This window comes from Ktedonospora formicarum (genome assembly GCF_016587355.1).
Classification (GTDB): Bacteria; Chloroflexota; Ktedonobacteria; order Ktedonobacterales; family Ktedonobacteraceae; genus Ktedonobacter; species Ktedonobacter formicarum.
The window spans coordinates 929,240-947,587 of sequence record NZ_BNJF01000004.1 but is presented as its reverse complement, the minus strand read 5'-3'; the positions used below and the strand labels follow the sequence as shown (position 1 = coordinate 947,587).

The following is an 18,348-nucleotide window of genomic DNA, read 5'->3' as shown; positions in this document are numbered from 1 at the left end:
CGCCTGTGGTCACAGACGCGTCGTCGTGAGCCAGAGAGGGAAGGGTTTACATGGAAAGGGGGATGTGTGGATGGGAGATGTGTGGATAAGATGTGTGGGATAGGCAGCACAAAAGACAGTAGTATGTGCTACTACCGTCTTCTCGCTGCTAGACGCCGATGCCGAGGTGGGCTGGCGTCAAGAGATTGAGTTCCTGCCGTAAGGCAGCAATGAAATGCTTGCCAAAGTCACGTTCGGGATCAGGCAAGGCCCGTAGCTGATTGTGAACGTGTGCGAGCTGATCCTCTTTCTCTTTGATGGCTTGCTTGATGTGTTTCAGATGCCGTTCTCGCGAGACCAGGGCGTGTTCGTGGGCTCTGGTTTCCGAGGTCGAAAGAACCCCTCCTGTTCGTCGCAATTGTTCGACCTCTTGCCATTCCTGCTGCGTGCGCTCCATCTCCCGTTGCAACATTCGTTGCTCCTCTGTCCGAGGTGGGGAATGCAGCTCCCGTTTCAGGGTGGCAATACGATAGAGCAGTTCTCGTCGATACTGCCAGTCATAGAAGGCGAGCAATTTGCGCCAGGGCGACCGTGCTACCCGAAGTCGTCGCTTGATTTCCTCAAGCTGCTGCTCTTTTGCACGTGTTAGTGCGGTACATGCCTGGAGATAGTGCTCGTGCAATTCAGCGACAATAGCATCGCGCCGAGCCTGAACCTCTGCCAGCATGCCGAGCAACTGCTCTCGTTGGGCTTGAACCTCCTGTTGAAGCTGATGGCGAAGCACCTCCAGATCACGAAGCTCTCCAGTTAGAGCGTCAAGCGTGTTTTGGAGCTGTTGTTTCTCTTGGATGAGATGAGCCATATGGATGTCCCTTTCTGTGTCTGTCACCAAGGTGTGGTGCCATAACGCCCACAGGCGACAGAAAGCAGGCAAAACGCACAGGGAGTCCATGATGAACTGGCTCCGGCTTTTTTCCTCCTTTCTATCGCCTCTGCGATAATATTCCTCTTGATGATGATTGATAGACGTTCTCTTTGGTTCGATTGCAGGAGTTGCTCACTGCCACAGGAAACCATCCTGTCAACCAGTGTGTGGTTGTCACGTCATGCCCTTGCGGTATTGGAGCAACAAGGAGAGCAGACCGGCTCGGTTCGTATCCAGGAGTTCCTCAACTGGCATGGAGAACCATTTCCATTGTCCGTCGCTGGAGATGCTCACAGCCACTGTGGACAACGCAGCCAATCTCGCGATGAGATTGTGTGTGTCTTTCTTCCCACGTTGTACCATGGCTACGTACTAAGCTCAAGGGGGCATGTGGGAGTGTGTGAGGAGGAAAAGCGAAAAGTGGTGTACGCTCAGCACGGTCAAGGAATATATCTATTCTCTTAATATATCCATAGGCAATATCTGGCTTGTAGAGCGGGATGAGGCACCAATTGATCGGATGCAGTTTGTGCATCTGGTTTTGAGAGGATGGGTGCATATTTGGTGCCCGAAAATTGGGAAAATTCAATTATTGATAATGCTCTTCTTTGTCAACTTGGATAGAGGTTCTCTGCTGAATGCGTGACATGAAGGAGAAATCTATGGGTGGTAAAAGATATCTCTTACTGATGAGATACTTGGAGAGTATGTCTTGTGAGGCAAAAACATACTATCGAGAGGGCGTCGTCATCTGCCATACCAATAGGCTCTTTGCTAACCAAAGGCATTCACAACGACTACCATGCTCCTCTTTAAGCAGGGAAAACGCTGATGAATTGGTTTCATAGGTAGCTTGCTGTCGTCATATGTAGGCAGATCATTTTTGAAAAATTACATTAGTAGTTATATATTGATGGGTGATCTAGATATGGAGCACGCAGATGGCGTGTTTGAATTTTTAAGGGAATGGGAAAGCAACCCATAAAGAGAAATTTTGAAATCTAGGAATTTTTTTCGATGTAAAAGCATTGTCTGTATTTTCTACTTTGGAATAGAGGATACAGACAATGTTAGGACTGTAGGAAGAGAAAAGATGACCTATTTAGAACGATACCTCAATGGTGAGTATGAACAAGTATGGGATGAATTGCTCCAAATGGGTGCCGATGTTCGCCACGAATCAATGTATACAGATGCCCTCGCCGTGGCTCGCGAAACCATGCAGCGTGTTCGTCGCAACATTGAGATGCTCATTGAACGCTTGCCTCAGAGAGGCTATCTCTTCGGCTATGATTTTCGACTCCAACCCGTTGAAGGTAAGGCATTTTTTGATAACCAACAAAAATACCTAGAGATGTTGGCATGGGTAAGAACACAACCACCTGTATTTCTCTCTGCGAATTATATTGATGAAGCCTACGAGCAAGAAGAGAAAAATGTGTTCTCAATGGTCCCTGAATTACGGTATAGCATCGATACCCCAGAAGAGATTGAAGATTGGAAACGGAGCTTACCCGATGGATGGGCATGGCCTATTCGCATGTCGACCTATGTTGATGAGATTGAACGGACCATTGGTCCTGTTCCTCTCTCAGTTCGTGCCTGGTATGAGATCGTGGGTGCAGTCAATTTCTTCGGTTATCATCCTCAATGGGAAGAGATGCTATACCCCTCTGATTCTCCTTTGCCAACCACAAAAAGTCCGGGAAACGCGAGTCTCATGCGAGAATGTGATCCATTATTGGTCAAACCATTGGATGAGAACGTGCTGTTTGAGATGCAAAAACAACACTATCCTGGACCTCCGCCTGTGTATTCATTTGAATTCGCAGCTGAACGAGGAGATAAAATGTATGGTTGCAGCAGCACCAATACCCCCTATATGTTTCGATTTCCTGATGAACGTGCCGATCAAGTATTAGCAGGGGTACGATATGGGGATCTGGGGACCCAACCTTTGTAGAATATTTGCGTTTTAGTTTACGATGGGCTGGTTTCCCAGGAATATCCGATTGGAGGCCACAGCCTCAAGAAGATCTGGATTTTCTGATGCGTGATCTTCTCCCATTTTGATGGAACGGAATCAATTTCTCGAAAGACACCAGAGGGATTGTCACGTTTCTTGTAGATCTGTTTAAAGAAACCTATCCAATGCAAGGAAGAATACTCCGCCTCTAGTTTTTGAGGGTCTATCTAAGGATCCTAAGAGTAATTTTGTTATGGCCAACAGATTACCTCCTCAACAAATCAAATGGTTGAGGAGGTAATCTGTTGGCTTCATTGCAGTGTCGGTAGATTATAATCGCTTTTACTAATTACTCCTTCTTATTTGTTAATTTATATTATATTGCTGGTATTTTTTCCTGGTTCATACACGTGACTAAAATCACGGAAGCGTGTCTGTCTCTTGTCGAAGGTCAGAACAACCTCGCCAACTGGCCCATGCCGATGTTTAGCAATGAGCACATCTGCGGTATTAGGACGTGTGGTCTCTGGGTTGTAGAGTTCATCGCGATAGAGCAGCAAGACCATATCGGCGTCGGCCTCAATGGAGCCTGACTCCCGCAAGTCCGAGAGTTGTGGCACTTTCGAGGCACGTGCTTCCACCGCTCGCGAGAGTTGTGCCAGCGCGAGAATGGGAACGTTGAGTTCGCGTGCTAAGGTTTTCAGGGAACGACTAATGAGGCTCACCAGTTGCGTTCGGTTTTCGCCTTTTCTCCCATCACTTCCTCCTGCTTCCATGAGTTGTAAGTAATCAATGATGATGAGGTCAATGTGATGGTCCGCAATCCACCGCCGAGCTTTGCTGCGAAGTTGCAGTGGTGAAAGGTTTGCCGTGTCGTCAATCCAGATCCCGGCTTCTGATAACGTGCTCATTGAGGTTGCGATACGCTCCCATTCATCATCTTCGATCAGCCCTGCACGCAAGTGTTGCTGATCAATGCCAGCATCGATGGCGAGGAGTCGCTGCATCAGTTGCTCCTTGCTCATTTCCAGGCTGAAGATGCCAACATTGCGGCGATGATGAACAGAGGCATGATAGGCCAGGCTTAAGGCGAAACTCGTTTTGCCCACCGCAGGGCGAGCCGCGACAATGATGAGATCAGAGGAGTGAAGCCCGTTGGTGAGACAATCTAGATCCTTGAAGCCCGTTGGAACTCCGGTCATCCCTTGCTGGTAGCTTGCCTGCGTCAAACGGTCGAGATAGCCAACCAGAAGCTCACGGACATGGGAGGCAGACTGCGTGCCCTGAGTATAGCGTTGCGATACTTCGAATATCTGCTGTTCCGCTCGTTCGAGAGTCGTCGTGACATCTTCTTCCTGATCTTCATATGCCTCTGCCACAATTTGACTTCCAGCGTGAATCAGACGCCGTAATACGGACGTGCGTGCCACGATGTGGGCATAATGTAACAAATTTCCACTGGTAGGCACGTGATTGACCAGCGAGAGGATGTAGCTTTCGCCACCGATTTCATCGAGCTGGTTTTGTTGCTCAAGCGCATCGCAAAGCGTCACAAAATCGGCTGGGGTCTGTTGGGCAAAGAGTTGCTCCATGGCAATATAGATCGTCTGGTGTACATCGCGGTAAAAATCTTCTGCTCGCAGGATACCCACAATGTGTTCCATCGCATCTGGATCAATGAGGATACTTCCCAGCACACTCGTTTCTGCATCAATATTTTGTGGTAAAAATCGTGCTTCCATAGGTCTACGCTTTCTTGGCAAATGGTAAGGCTGGAAGACCAAAGAGGTCGCGCCAGGTGCTCATGGTGTCAAGGCGATGTTGCCATTCAGCCTGTGAATACACAATAGTCTGAGGGGAGCGAGGGCTGAACCACCCGGCATCGACGAGGAGGGCATAGCGGTTTGGCTGTCCTTCTTGCTCCATCCGCAATAATTGGGTGCGATAGAGCCGGGTGCGCCGATCCTTTAGGATCATCTGCTCGACGGTTTGTGCCCCTTGCTTGCTCATCTGCACCTGTTCGGTCCCGATGGGGATGTTCAGGGTAAGCGGAGGATACAGCGGTTTGGGGGCAGGTTTCGTAAAAGGTTGCGACGGTGCTTCTTGCGTCCTCGATGACGAAGAGGCTGGAGATGCCGAGGCCAGTGCTGAACGGATCTCGGCAAGGGACAAGGTCCCATACTGAGCCACCCACTCCTCGACATCCTGGGGGATAGCAAGATCGTATTCGCGGCAGCGAACGGTGAAGAAGCCACCGGGTCTCTCGATAGTCCATCTATCGCGATGGAGACGAATGAGTGTTGTGAGAAATGCCGCTGCGATAACATGAGGGTTTCTTGGGGTCTTGCCTGGTTCTCTGAGCAATTTGAGATATTTGGGAGAAGTCCTTCGATCCTGTTCAAGTTCTTCTGCAAGCATTTCAGCAATACGACGAGGCTCGCTATGCGCATACGTCTTTATGTAATTATAAATAGAGAATACGTTACGTAGAGGGGCGTCTACCACTTCTGGCTCCTTGGGGAGACTTATGCTCGAAGAAACCCTTTCCAGTCTTCCAGAAGGCGGCAAATTGAGAGACGCTGCTACTGGTGAGTGAGCATCCTCGTCTTCTTGATGTGCCATTTTTGGGAGACTTGCACTCCGAGGCTCAGTACTGCGTCTCCCTAATGAGGATAAGAATGGAGATTTTTCCAAAGCATGCGAAGAAGAGGCGTCTCCCTCGGAGACGACCTTCGGAAGACTCATGCTGAGAGACTCTGGTTCATGTATTCTTGTAATAGTTGGAGTGGTAGACACCGCCATCTCGTGTTGGATGGTAATGTCTTCCTGTGGGTTGTGAAATGGGAGACGTGCAAATGTGGTGAGTGGTGAAGACGCTCCTTCCCGCCTCCCCAAAAGAGATGATGTGGAAGACACGCTGAGATGTGTGCTTGCGTCTGTCTCTGCCGGGTTTATGGATCTCTTGAGAAGAGTATCGGTGAGTTGTAGAGCCTTCGCGAGATGTTGTTCCCGTTTGCGCTTAGAGAGATGCTGTTCTGGTTGGAGGAATGATTGGAGGAGGCGGAGCTGTTGTGTCCACTCAGAGGCAATCAAACCGTAGACGTAGCAGCGCTCTTTGACCTGTTGAGCCAGAACACGGAGTTTGGGACGACTGGTATGAATGAGTCTCTCAAGGTCGGCTTCAAGTGTGGAAGGTGGCTCATATGGGCCAATGGAGAGCTGAAAGATGAGGCTTCTCGTCGCTTTCTGTTTCGTGAGAATTCCTAATACAGAATACAGCGTCACGTATTTATGGGTTGTATCATTACTGAAGCCTAACATTTGCCCAAGAGCTGCGATACTGCGGCTGTATAATGAGAGGTGCTTATTTCCTATAGTAATACTATTCTCTTTGCCACTTGCTTGCTCGACAAAGCGCTGCAAAAAGTCAGCCCCTTGTGTGGAGGAAGGAAAAACGTGAGCAACGACAGTCAGGACGGATTGGTCAATGTTTTGTGCTGTTGCGCTTGAGGAAAAGAAATGAGCATCGAAGGGTTCTTTGACATGAGAAGGCATGGATATGCTCCTTGAGAAATACTGATGAGAGGGCTCCACAAGCTGGAGTAGAAAATTACTTTGCTATAAACATATCCAAAAACAGAGCAAAATGTTAGGTACACCTTGTAACATTATGTGTAACATTTTTCAGGTCATAAGTACTCTTTGCGAATTCAACATGAGTTTGGCTCTTCCGCGATTCTGGTGCTGCTCGTTTGCTTGTCAGCGACCTTTTTTTCCTTCTTTGTGAAGAATGGCAGAAAGGTAGTCGTAATTCTGAAAGAAATAGGATAAAGGAGCAACAGATGGACTCAATAGAGAGACTCTGGGATCGGATCGAAAGCTGGCTAGCAGCCAATGCGCCGGACATTGCTAAAGCTTTGCAACCTGGAGTGACAGAAGAAGAAATTCGCGAGATTGAAGCGGGGATGGGAGGGCTGGTCTTCCCAGAGGATGTCAAAGCTTCATACCGCAGGCACAATGGCTACTACTCGGGCAGCTTCCTGATGAATCAATCTATTTTTTATGATCTCGCCAGCATGTTTGGAGGACCGAGCGGTTGGGAGGAACAAGTCCTGGCTCGTAAGCCGTCGCATCTCTCCGGCCCCATTCAGCCAGTTTGGTGGCACCCGGCATGGCTTCCTTTAACAGGCGATGGGGCGGGTGATCTTTGGTGTATCGATCTGGCCCCAGCATCAGGAGGTCAAGTAGGACAGATTATCTCTTTCAGTCATGAAGTAGGCCCAACACAAGTCATTGCGACCAGTTTTCACGAGTTGTTATCCTCCTTCACTGATCAATTGGAAGCTAACCAATACGTTGCCGATGGGCTCAATCTCACCGAGCCTGAAAATATCTGGATGCCAGAAGACCGAACGCGGAGTAATCCTGATCGAGTAAGGGAAGGCCCAGCCATTTCAGTGCCAATGATAAGCACGCGAGCCAGTATCTCCGCCAGCGAGTTTGCTGACTCAATCAACCGGCTCTATCGCGAAGTGTGTGTCTATCTGGAACAACAAGGCATCCAGCCGCTCATAGAATACGTGATGAGGGTCTTTGCACGCTACGAGGAGAGGCAAAACGGCCAACTTGCGTTGGAAGTGGGAATCGCCGTGGAAGAGGCCCGAAGCGACGACCCACATATGCTTGCTGGCACTTTTCCAGGAGGGACTTCAGCTATGCTCCCCCAGATCTGTTATCGTACCCTTGAGAGAATTATCTATTCTGAGGAAGAAGATCGCGAGTTTATGGGTCCAGCAGATCCTCGTATCATTGCCGAGGAAGGCTTTGACGCATTAGAAAAGTGGAGTAAAAATACAAACAAACCATTAACAGGCCAGCCTTGGATCATGTTCACGGTCAGCCCGCAAGATCCTCAAGCGATTCCTGTTGCTGATACTACGGTTCACTTTGAGGTACACAAATTGCTCAAAAGCTAATCTCCTCACGCAGCGTAGAGAAGGAGATCTTTCTGTCTCTGGAGGCAAAGCTGGTTGGTGGAGTAGGCACATTTCTCGACTTCGAGCCGGCTCTCACAAGGCATGAAGGACGCGCTGGCGAAGCAAAGCAAACCCAGCTCGACCGAACATCATTCTTTTGATGAGTTTTACTCTCGTCACCTGCCCTTCCACTTGCCCGTTGCTGTGAATGAGTGTTAATCCGGCCAGAACAGCCGCTTTGTCTCGCTCCAGGCCATTAGCGAAGCGCTGGAGTTCTTGAATACCACTGGCTTCCACCTTGCCCAGCCAGGAGTCAAGCTGTGTTCCTTGGCGGGAGCGTACGAGGCGAAAAAACTCCTGCACGAGTTGATAGATGGCCTCTATCGTGGCGCTGGCCTGGCGCATAGCCAGGAGTTCTTCCTGCTCTTGCTTCTTCAATTTCTCAAAGGGGCGAACGAAGAGCCAGACCGCCTTGTTCGCGGAAAAGTGATCCAAGACGCCCGCTTCTGACAATTCGGCTGGCGTTTTTCCGCGTACGGCTTCCAAATGGCGTCGCAGCGCCCGGTCAGAGTGGGGATAGCCCTGGGCCTTGATCTCGCGCCAGATCTGTTGAATGTTATGAACACCCTCGCCCCAGCGCTGCCTCACATACGCCTCGTATGCGTCAAAACTGCTCCGGTGCCGGTGATGGTAGTTGGTTTCGACATAGGTCCCATCTTTCAGCCAACGCTGGACCGTTCGCACACTGAGACCCACTCGTTTCGCAATCTCTTTGACTTTGGCACCTTGTTCCCGTAACTCCACCGCTTGTTGATAGCGATCATAGCGCTCGGTTTGATGGGCCGAGTAGGGTTTGCCGTCAGGAGTCAACAAGACTGGTGAATGTTCCTCCGCTGAGATGCCTTTCTGCACGTTTTCCTTGCTCTTCTGATTTTTGCGCATTTCTGTCCGACAATGTGCCAGCGCTTTTTCGGCTGCTTCGGTTAAATTCTTACAGAGATGAAAACGGTCGGCTGTCTGAACAGCTTGTGGAGCGCCTTGACTGGCAGCAGCAGCGTAATCTCCCCCACGATCACGGCTGACCAGTTCAATTTCCGGGTGGGCTTGTATCCAGGCTTTCGCCGTTTCGGCTTTCCGGTCTGGGAGGAGATCTATGACCGTGTGACAGGTTAAATCGACCAGGACCGTGCCATAGGTTCGCCCACGACGAAAAGCGAAGTCGTCGATGCCAAGATGAGTCACTGTCTCGACAAAGGGAAGAGGCAGTGCCATGATGCAGCGGAGCATGGTGGTTGGCGATGTGGCTATGCCCAGCCGATCAGCCAGGCGGAAGCCCCCTTCTCCACAAGTGGCCAGACCAATGGCCTCGATGGCCTCACGCAGTCGCGTCGTTTTGCGCGCCCAGGCTTCGACAAACGGACCAAGCCGCTCTGCAAAGACTTTGCGCGGGCAGGAAGCTGTATCACAGCGAAACTTACGAACATGAAGCATGAACTGGACGCGATGGCCCGCGCAAGGCAGATCTGCCACAAGACGGGTGTAGTAACTACGGACGTGCGTAGCAACCTCAGCGCACAGAGGGCATGCTCGCCCTTCCGCCATTGCAACCACATGAAGACGTAAAACATCATCCACGATGGAAAACTGTGCTACCTCTAGCCCATCGGGCAGTGACAACAACGAAGCAAATTCCATCATCAATTTACTCCTCATGAATGAGCTACAGAGAGCATTTCATTATGAGAAATATATCATATTACATCAATACACCGCTTTAGAAAAGCAGACAAGTAGCACCAGAATCGCGGAAGAACCTGAGTTTTGCCGCTTCGATGAGTAAAGGAATTCATCGCCAACCTTATTCAGTCTGAGAGTTCGTGGTACTTGGGATAAATTTTTGAATTCTAGGACGAATCTTTGAGCATTGAACAAGCTTTGCAAACAAAGCCTGCCCAATGAACACAAACTAGATATTATTCTTGGCACATGTGACCACTCCTGTAATTTCTGCTATCCCATGTTACGGATAAGAAAGGCTTGTATGAATACATTGTATTTAATGTGTGGCGCTCCCTTTTCGGGAAAGACTACATTAGCGAAACATATTGTCACGCGAACCCAGAGCGACTATATCAGCTTGGATGATCTCATGAGGCAGCGAGGGTTTGATTTGACCCATCCACAACCAGGAGAAGAATGGGAGAAAACGCATCAACTGTGCATTCAGTTACTCCATTCCCTCATGCAAAAAGGCGTAAATATTGTTCTAGATGACACAAATTTTCTCAAATGGCTCCGGGACCGATTTCGGAATGTAGCAAGTGAGCATCATTACCAAGTCGTAATTGTCTATCTAGCGATACCCGTTGCTGAACTCAAAAAGAGAAGGCAACAGGTTTTGGCGACCCAGGAAAGGAATTATCTCGTCGACGAGAACTTTTATCCTGTGATCGAACAATTCGAAACTCCTAATGAAACAGAAAATACCATTATCTTTGATATGACATCTCATCTCTCGGACTGGATGGATAAGTATCTTTCCTAACCAACGTGGTATGTTATCTCAGCTAATACCTTATCCTTATGAAGAGAAATTCTTCTTCTTACTAGAAGCGTTCCTGATGGAAAATCTGTACGTACACAGGTTAGTCCCATATTTTTGGGGCGACCTGTGCGCAAAATTTACAAGCTCGTTATTTGTTCAAAGATTCGGCCAATTTACCAGTTCGGGAGGTCAATTCGACAATGACATCGAAATATGCTACTCTTTGAGGTAAAAGAGTCGTTTGAGTAGGATTGGTTCTGAGGATGAGTAGGAGAGAGTAGCATGGCTGACCTCTTGATGGAACCAAACGAGCCTCTCAAAAGCAATATCCATTAGAGACGGTTTTCAGCCGGCCAGAACGAGGGACCCAGATGATTTCACTTTTTTCGCAAGATGCCACTATCTGAATATGTGAACTCTCAAACATTGAATTAGTACATTCCCTCCATGTCCGAGACGAGAGTATGATTATTCGTAGCAGGAGATGAGCTCAAATGTGACTTGGGGTGAAATATTTCAGAATATATGTTGCACGAATCTTTACATGCCTTTCACCGAGCCACGGTTTACATTTTCGACGTCGCATACAAAGAGAGATGAAGTATGCTTCACCTCTCCTGCAATGAAAAGTTAACTATTCTTCTTGGGTCACACCAACGCCTGTTCCCTGAATAATATCAAGCAGTGTTTGCTCCTCAAACTGCCAATCAACCACACCGGGACAGCGAACAAAGGAAGCAAAGAATTCGTGCACACCATGGCGAGGCGTAAGTGCCAGCTTCACCATCCCCTGGAGACTCAGACCGCACGTCCTTCCTGCTTCCACGACCTGTTGCAGCGCTTCAAGCAGCAATGTCACATCGTCAATGTGTCCAGTCCGCCTCGCATCGGCACTCTCAACCTCGAAGAGTGGCTTCACGAGAACCAAAATCTGCCCTTTGGGCGCAAGCAATGCCGTTGCAACAGGCAATGCTTTGGTGAGAGAAAGGTACGAAAGATCCAGTGTGATCAGCGTCGGTAGAGGAAGTAACCTATCCACTGTCAGATCACTGAGATTGGTTCGCTCAAAATTTCGCACACGAGGATCAATGCGTAGACGACCAAGAAGCTGGCCATAGCCAACATCAACAGCATAGACCAACGTGGCTCCTCGTTGTAACAAACAATCAGTAAAGCCTCCCGTAGAAGCACCACAGTCAAGAGCGACCTGCCCAACAGCATCAACTCCAAATGCGTCCAAGGCGGCTTCCAATTTGTATCCAGCTCGACTTGCGTAACGGGACCTTCCACGCACATGAACATGTGCATCACGAGGAACAAGCATCCCAGGTTTGTCCAAACGCTGGTCGTTCACCACAACCTTTCCAGCCATGGTCCATCGGCGTGCCTCTTCAATGTGTCCAAAGAACCCTCGCTCTACGAGCAGTGTCGCAAGAGGAAGCTGGCGTTTGGTAGATAGGCCTCTCTCTTGCTTGGCTTTGCGATCATTCGCTTGAGCATCTGAAAATGAAGACATCCTTTTTCCCTTTTTCTTTTTGCATGGGAAATGTACAAATTCGCCAAATGGAAAGAAAAAGGAATGGAGGGGCACGACCAGATGGGCGTTGGAGGCAACACAAAAAGATCCGGTCGCCCCAAAGGGCGAGGATCAGCCAAGAAACAGAAGTTGTACCGAGATGAAGATATTACTTTGAAACCAATCCACTATCAAGGAGCATCAGGGGGTGTTACCTCCTGTGTCCTCTGTGAGAGCCTACGCTCTTGGTTCGTCAGTAATACATCACCCAGTTCCAACTACTCGCTTGTCTACAAGGAGACAGAGGGAAAAGAAACATCCTTTTTTGGGTAATGCTTTGCGAAATCATCGTTCTCATCCAATCTAGAGCGAAGAAAGAGCGCTTCTTCTCATCTTGAGTTCCGCGCGTATCGACGTTCAAGGGATAGACGTAGCCATCACATCATCGCTTCGCTCAACAGAGACAATAGTGCAACGCCATCTTGAACAACGCAGGAATGTTTGCAGCTAGCATACCATACATTCAGGACATGTGGCGCAGTTTCAAGGACATTGCCACAATTTTTATCGTTCTCGTAAGAAAAACTTGACAAAAGAGCAAGCGTACTTTATGCTCAAGAGGTAGATATCTCCTCAAGGAGGCCAAAAGCACGTATGCCTAACCACTACTAATGCACGCTCAACCACAATGCTGGTGAAAAAAGCAGGGAATCGCTCCTCTCTCAAGCACTGCTTGCTACCTTCCTGATTGTTCGGGAAGCCCGTATCCTTGTGTTGTAGTCGTTCCCAGTTGCTTGCCTATGTGCATATGTAGTTTTGGTGAGACATGAGTGTGAGGTCCATTTTCTCTCCACCATTGTACTTCCTCTGCTCGCCATCCTCAAGACGATTTCCCTTTGCATTTTTGTGCGCGCCTACGTGTGCTCACCCATCAGCATGATATGGTCGTTTACGGTGTACACAGATACATGTTAAATGGACAAAAGAAAAGGTCTCTATGGAATCACAACGCTTCCCTGAAAGTCCGCGCATACACGCTGTACAACAAGCACTCACACGAGGGAATGCCACCGCTCTTGACCGTTTCTGGCAAGATATATTTGCCCATGGAGCACCGCTGATAGAAACGATTGAAGGAGATGAGAAGCACGCTCTGGTCACGTTTCTCTGGAAAGCGAGCGGAGACACACACAACGTCGTGATCTGGGGCGGACCAGCAGGATTAGACCATCCCGAAGAGCATCAGATGACACGCTTGTTACAGACTGATCTCTGGTATAAGACATACCAGCTCCAAATGGATGTGCGTGGAGTTTACACCTTCTCCATCAATGATGCTTTGACTAATCAGGTTCAGGGCGGGTTCGGCACCCGTTTTCTCCCTGATCCGCTCAACCCCAAGCAATTTGTGGCTCACAGAGACGAAGAAAAACCTGATTCGCAGGAGGTCATCTTCTCTGTGCTTGAGTTGCCCCATGCTCCTGCTCAGACCTGGATTGTGCCTTCCCCTGACGGAGCCAAGGGCAAGCTTCATGCTCATTGCTTGCGCAGCCAGATCCTCGACAATGAGCGTCGTATCTGGGTCTATACGCCTGCCGAGTACACCGAGAGGAGCGAACCCTACCGTCTCTTGCTTCTCTTTGATGGCTGGACCTACCTTGACCTGATTCCAACACCAACCATTCTGGACAATCTCATACGAGAAGAGAAGATTCCTCCGTTGGTTACCGTCTTCCTTGATCACCCAGATGATGAGACGCGCAACCGCGAGCTAGCTTGCCACCAGCCCTTTGTCGATTTTCTCGTTCAGGAACTGATGCCGTGGGTGCAAGAACAGTATCATGTGACTGCTGATCCCGCCCAGACGATTGTTGGTGGTTGTAGCTATGGCGGATTAGCCGCCGCGTTCGCCGGGTTACGCGCCTCAGGAACTTTTGGCAATGTGCTTGCGCAGTCTGGCTCGTTCTGGTGGGACAAAGACCCTGAGGACGATATTCAGCAGGAGTGGATAATCCAGCAGTTTATCGAGAGCCCACGCCTCCCTCTTCGTTTCTCTCTGGAGGTTGGGCTGAAGGAGGATATGGGATGGATCTACATGGTGGGCTGCAATCGGCATCTGCGCGATGTGTTGCGCCTCAAAGGGTATGAGGTGCAGTATGCCGAGTTTAACGGATATCACCACTCTGTTTCCCATCGCGGTTCATTCGCAGATCGATTGATCGCCCTGGTGGGCAAGGAACCAGTGAGTGGAGCGAAAGAGAGGTGCAAGTAATCGTTGACCCACCTCAGAAGGGAACGAGAAACAGAGCCTCGTTTCTCAGCTCATGCACACGTTCTCTCTTGAGGCAACGCGCTTCTCTCAGCAATATGACGAGGGCAGGCCGCTCTCGGTCTTTTCAACCAGAGAATAGTAGACCTGAGGTTTGTCTGCATGCGACCAGTATGCCCATCTGGTAGCGTATTTCCCGCCACTCTTGGCGAATCATAGGGGAAAATAGAAGGAGATAGCTTATGTCTCATCACAGAACGCTTTCGCTCCAGCATCGAACTGCCCTTCTGAAACAGATTGCCACGGTTTTAGAGCATGATGAACGTTTTGTCGCAGCGTGGTTAGCTGGCAGTTTTGGTCGAGGCGAGCAGGATGCGTTGAGCGACCTCGACCTCCATGTCGTGGTCGCTGAAGCATACAGTGAAACACTCTGTGCGACTCCTTGGCCATATGGTGCAAGAACTACTGAAGAGAGACTGGCGCTGTTTCAACAATTTGGAACGCCGTCGGTTCTTTTTGAATCCCATAGTAACAATACGCTTGGCGGGACGTTTACCTATGTGTTATACCAGGAATCAGCCATCAATGTCGATTGGATGCTCATCCCCCAACAGCTCGCACATCAAGAACATCCATCGCTCCTCCTATTTGAGAAAGTTGGAATTCCTGAGCCCCCTCCTCTCGAACCAGTCCCTTTTCAGAGATGCATTGAGGATGCATCTCTGACGACAGGCTTCTTCTGGATGATCGCAGCCAGCATAATTCCACTGCTGGCCAGGCATGACCTGATTGGTTTCCACAATGGGCTGTTAGGGCTTCAACGAAATGTGCGTGAAGTACGAGCTGCACTTCAGGGGGAGCTGCTTCCTTTTCAAAAGCGTCCGTCTCGACTCTATGTCACCTTAGAAGAACAGATATTGGCGCTTAGTGCCGTATGTGATGAGATGGAAGCATTGATGCCTCAGGTTGTTGCTGCTGGTGGGTCTGTTCCGTCCTCACCTCGTCTGGCAATTGAAATGCGTCTTGCCATGCTTTCATAATGGCACATACTTGATCGCTCCATCCAACGCGCAACAGAGCAATCAATGTGAACAAAACATGGAAGCAGGAGGGACGTTCGTTTTGACAGAAAAAACATCCATTGATGCGTCGTCAATCTCCGCCGCTCTCTCGTCATCCACGAATATATTGTCTACAATCTTACCGTGAAACCCGGCATCCGCATATGATACTCGGCACCTCATGGTAGTTGCGGGAGGGGATGCCTGAAGATAAAATAGGTTATGCCAGAGACTCGACTTTCCTGGCTGGCGATGCTGGACATGTGTGTTCTTTCACCCGCATATGCTTGTGCTCAAAGAGGAAAACAGGTATGCTTCTCTTCATAAGGTAAGTGCCGACTCCATCACTTCTCGGCATTTTTTCTCTGAGGAGGACATATCATGAGGCTTACCAGTCGGGCTGATCCCAGCCTCGATCAAGAAATGTTGCGGTCTTTCATCGACACAACCTTTTCAGCCGAGGTGACTTCTGTTCACAAAAAGGCTGAAGGCGCTTTTGGGATTATTTATGTGGTCCACATGACTCGCGATCCTGGACAAGTCGTCATCAAAGCGCATAAATTTCCAGGCCGTGGCCTCGCCGAACAACAACAACTTGATGTATTACGCAAATATGCTCCTGTCCCTGTCCCGCACGTCTATGCTCTGCACATCGCTCCAGATACCTCCTACGAAGTCTTGATCATGGAGCATCTCCCTGGGGTTGAGGGACGGCAACTTGGAGAGCTTAATGAGAAGGCGCGTGAAAAAGTTGCACGTCACATGATCGAAGTCCAACGCGCTCTCCACGCTGTTCGGAGCCCCAATGGATATGGGCGTTTCGATGGACCCTACTATGCGACCTGGTGGGACTATTACGGTCAACGCGTCAGAGCCATCAATCAGCAGATCCAACATCCACACTCTCCCGAAGAGGCACTCCCTGCTCTCATTCGAGAGGTCGCTCAGCACGCACTTGATCGGGCGGAAGAGATTCTAGGCCATCGGCAAGGAGAAGCCGTGCTGATTCATAGCGATTATTGTCTTGGCAACCTGCTCTTTCATCCCTCAACCTATCAGGTGACTGGTCTGCTTGATCCTCTCGATGCTGAATGGGCAGACTATGAACTCGATCTGATTCACCTGACCAAGAGTCAGGGCAAGCGATACCATCTCCTTGAGACCTACCAGCAGATGCTCGCATTGGATCAGGACTTTGAGCTGCGGTATTGGTTTTATATGTTCTGGACGTGGCTCTACTACTATGCGCTCATTGGTCTCTATGATGCACAATGGTATCCTGCTTGCACAACTCATTTGCAACAAGTGATGAGAGAGAGAGGGCTCATGTAAGGGTCAGCTCGCAGCATTCCAGTGGAGTCGTAAGCACCTCTCCCAAGGCACGAATACCTTGGAGAGATGGCGCTCTTGATCTCTTGGAGAAGAGAAACGTATGTGCCACACCTCGCAACCATCGCTGCTCTTCATCTCGTTCATATGCCTCGCTGGGAATAACCATCCCCCCATTTCTTCTCATTGAGATAGGATGGCCTTGGATCTCAAGCATTATCGACTTGACACAGATGGAAGAAAGAACATAAAATGAAGGTACCGATCTAAAAGGGGGAAATTACTGATCATGAGCCTTTGCTAATCGTGTACCACGAAGTCACTCATTCATTTCTCTTGCGACTTTTTGTACGCATATATCGGCGTGCAACTATTTGCTGGTGTGGCTGGTACATGAACATGCAGAGCACATGACGCATGGCTTTTCCCTGCCACCCAGCCTCACCTCTTTGCCATGCCTTCTCCATTCCTACTATGCTTGTGCCTGCTTCCTCATGTGCAAACGCTCGCCAGTGTTGTGTCATCAAATGACACCCTTTGGAGAAGAGGCATATGGTTGAACTGTTTGCAACGACCGAAATTGATGGGATAACACCAACCTGGTTAACACAAATCCTGCGCCATTCGGGAGCTCTCACCCAAGGCGAAGTGCATGCCATTGAGATCCAATCAACAGGCGCTTTTAATTCCCATACCAATTACCTCTCCCTGCGCTATTCGCCTGAGGCACCACCAGAGGCGCCAACGCACCTTGTCCTGAAACAGAATACACAAGAAGAGTGGTGCAAACAAGCGCAGGCGCGCGAGGTGCGCTTCTATCAGACCATTACTGCACTTCCCAATCATCCACAGGTGATCGCTCCCTGCTATGCCGCAGCCTATGATGAGCAGAGCGGCAATTCCTATCTGTTGCTTCAGAATCTCTCAGAGACCCACCGCCAGCCTGTGACGCGCGATGAGTCCATCGATACGAGCGGGAGCGTCCCCAGTCCCGACTACATCGAAGCCACCATCGAGACCCTTGCCCACCTTCAGGCCTTCTGGTGGGAACATCCTCTGCTCACAACAGAGGTCGCTCGCGCCGGAATGTGGCTAACACATGAAGCGCCTGCAAGCCGCTATATCCAGACTCGTACCCAGGCATGGGAGCAATTCGTCACACGTCAAGCAGGTGCAGCTCTGCCGGTCGAGGTGCGTGCAGGCTATGAACGATGGCTTGCTCACATGCCTCGCTACTGGGAACAGCACCTGGAGCCTCGCTTCCGTACAGGCAGCAAACAAACCTTGCTGCATGGCGACGCCTACTTCTCGAATTTCCTCTGCCCGCGCCACCTTCCTGGAGCCACCTATTTGATCGATTGGCAAGGACCAGAAGTGCACATCGGAGCACTGGATCTTGCCAATATGCTTGCCACCTTCTGGACCCCTGCCCAGCGTCACGAGGAGCAACGAGAGGTACGTGCTCTACGGCATTATTACGACACGCTCACTGCTCACGGCGTCCGTCACTATAGCTGGGATGAGTTGCTCGATGATTACCGAATTGGCCTCATCGAATGGCTCTACATGCCCGTCTGGGATGCTAATAACGGCTCATCACACGATTATTGGTGGCCGAAAATGCAGTGCCTGTTTCAGACTGCCATGGAATGGCAGTGCCTGGAATTCATGGCGAAGTGACATACCTGTTGCTCCTCCCTAGAATCAAGACAAAAATCTTGTGAGCAAGAAAAACTGCATGTTCTTGCTCACAAGATCCAACGCGCTTGCGAAAGAACCGAA

General features: G+C 49.7%; 13 protein-coding genes. 7 read left to right on the top strand and 6 right to left on the bottom strand.

The annotated features are described in order from the left end of the window. Positions 1 to 148: 148 nt before the first annotated feature. Both K3T82_RS35870 and K3T82_RS35865 read right to left on the bottom strand, forming a co-directional pair. Positions 149 to 841 carry a hypothetical protein gene (locus tag K3T82_RS35870; protein ID WP_220198273.1) on the bottom strand — a complete coding sequence of 231 codons (693 nt, stop codon included), beginning with the start codon at positions 839 to 841 and terminating at the stop codon, positions 149 to 151. Positions 842 to 1,078: 237 nt separating this feature from the next. Then, a complete protein-coding gene (locus tag K3T82_RS35865; protein ID WP_220198272.1) occupies positions 1,079 to 1,267 on the bottom strand; it encodes a hypothetical protein in 189 nt (62 codons plus the stop codon). A gap of 730 nt (positions 1,268 to 1,997) precedes the next feature. Here K3T82_RS35865 and K3T82_RS35860 point away from each other — a divergent pair. Next, positions 1,998 to 2,867 carry a hypothetical protein gene (locus tag K3T82_RS35860; protein WP_220198271.1) on the top strand — a complete coding sequence of 290 codons (870 nt, stop codon included), beginning with the start codon at positions 1,998 to 2,000 and terminating at the stop codon, positions 2,865 to 2,867. Positions 2,868 to 3,241: 374 nt separating this feature from the next. Here K3T82_RS35860 and dnaB read toward each other — a convergent pair whose 3' ends face one another. Further along, complete coding sequence (dnaB, locus tag K3T82_RS35855; protein WP_220198270.1) at positions 3,242 to 4,612, bottom strand: replicative DNA helicase; 1,371 nt, start codon at positions 4,610 to 4,612, stop codon at positions 3,242 to 3,244. Positions 4,613 to 4,616: 4 nt separating this feature from the next. Next, positions 4,617 to 6,425 carry a hypothetical protein gene (locus K3T82_RS35850; RefSeq protein WP_220198269.1) on the bottom strand — a complete coding sequence of 603 codons (1,809 nt, stop codon included), beginning with the start codon at positions 6,423 to 6,425 and terminating at the stop codon, positions 4,617 to 4,619. Between the two features lie 287 nt (positions 6,426 to 6,712). On the opposite strand from K3T82_RS35850, the gene K3T82_RS35845 reads away from it, so the two are divergent. Continuing rightward, positions 6,713 to 7,846 carry an SMI1/KNR4 family protein gene (locus K3T82_RS35845; RefSeq protein ID WP_220198268.1) on the top strand — a complete coding sequence of 378 codons (1,134 nt, stop codon included), beginning with the start codon at positions 6,713 to 6,715 and terminating at the stop codon, positions 7,844 to 7,846. A gap of 93 nt (positions 7,847 to 7,939) precedes the next feature. Here the strand turns inward: K3T82_RS35845 and K3T82_RS35840 are convergent, their stop codons facing one another. Then, the gene (locus tag K3T82_RS35840; protein WP_220198372.1) at positions 7,940 to 9,541 is read right to left on the bottom strand and encodes an ISL3 family transposase; all 1,602 of its coding nucleotides are present in this window, start codon (positions 9,539 to 9,541) and stop codon (positions 7,940 to 7,942) included. A 346-nt stretch (positions 9,542 to 9,887) separates the two neighbouring features. On the opposite strand from K3T82_RS35840, the gene K3T82_RS35835 reads away from it, so the two are divergent. Continuing rightward, positions 9,888 to 10,391, top strand: a complete 504-nt coding sequence (locus K3T82_RS35835; protein WP_220198267.1) for an ATP-binding protein — start codon at positions 9,888 to 9,890, stop codon at positions 10,389 to 10,391. A gap of 634 nt (positions 10,392 to 11,025) precedes the next feature. Here the strand turns inward: K3T82_RS35835 and K3T82_RS35830 are convergent. Further along, entirely contained in the window at positions 11,026 to 11,907 is an 882-nt protein-coding gene (locus K3T82_RS35830) for a TlyA family RNA methyltransferase (RefSeq protein ID WP_220198266.1), read from the bottom strand. A gap of 997 nt (positions 11,908 to 12,904) precedes the next feature. On the opposite strand from K3T82_RS35830, the gene fes reads away from it, so the two are divergent. The 4 genes from fes to K3T82_RS35810 all read left to right on the top strand — a co-directional run bounded on the left by fes (position 12,905) and on the right by K3T82_RS35810 (position 18,246). Further along, complete coding sequence (fes, locus tag K3T82_RS35825; RefSeq protein ID WP_220198265.1) at positions 12,905 to 14,179, top strand: enterochelin esterase; 1,275 nt, start codon at positions 12,905 to 12,907, stop codon at positions 14,177 to 14,179. A 239-nt stretch (positions 14,180 to 14,418) separates the two neighbouring features. Further along, positions 14,419 to 15,216, top strand: a complete 798-nt coding sequence (locus tag K3T82_RS35820) for a nucleotidyltransferase domain-containing protein (RefSeq protein ID WP_220198264.1) — start codon at positions 14,419 to 14,421, stop codon at positions 15,214 to 15,216. Positions 15,217 to 15,618: 402 nt separating this feature from the next. Continuing rightward, a complete protein-coding gene (locus K3T82_RS35815; RefSeq protein ID WP_220198263.1) occupies positions 15,619 to 16,569 on the top strand; it encodes a phosphotransferase family protein in 951 nt (316 codons plus the stop codon). Positions 16,570 to 17,118: 549 nt separating this feature from the next. Next, positions 17,119 to 18,246: an oxidoreductase family protein gene (locus K3T82_RS35810; protein ID WP_220198262.1), complete on the top strand. Its 1,128-nt coding sequence runs from the start codon at positions 17,119 to 17,121 to the stop codon at positions 18,244 to 18,246. Positions 18,247 to 18,348 lie beyond the last annotated feature (102 nt).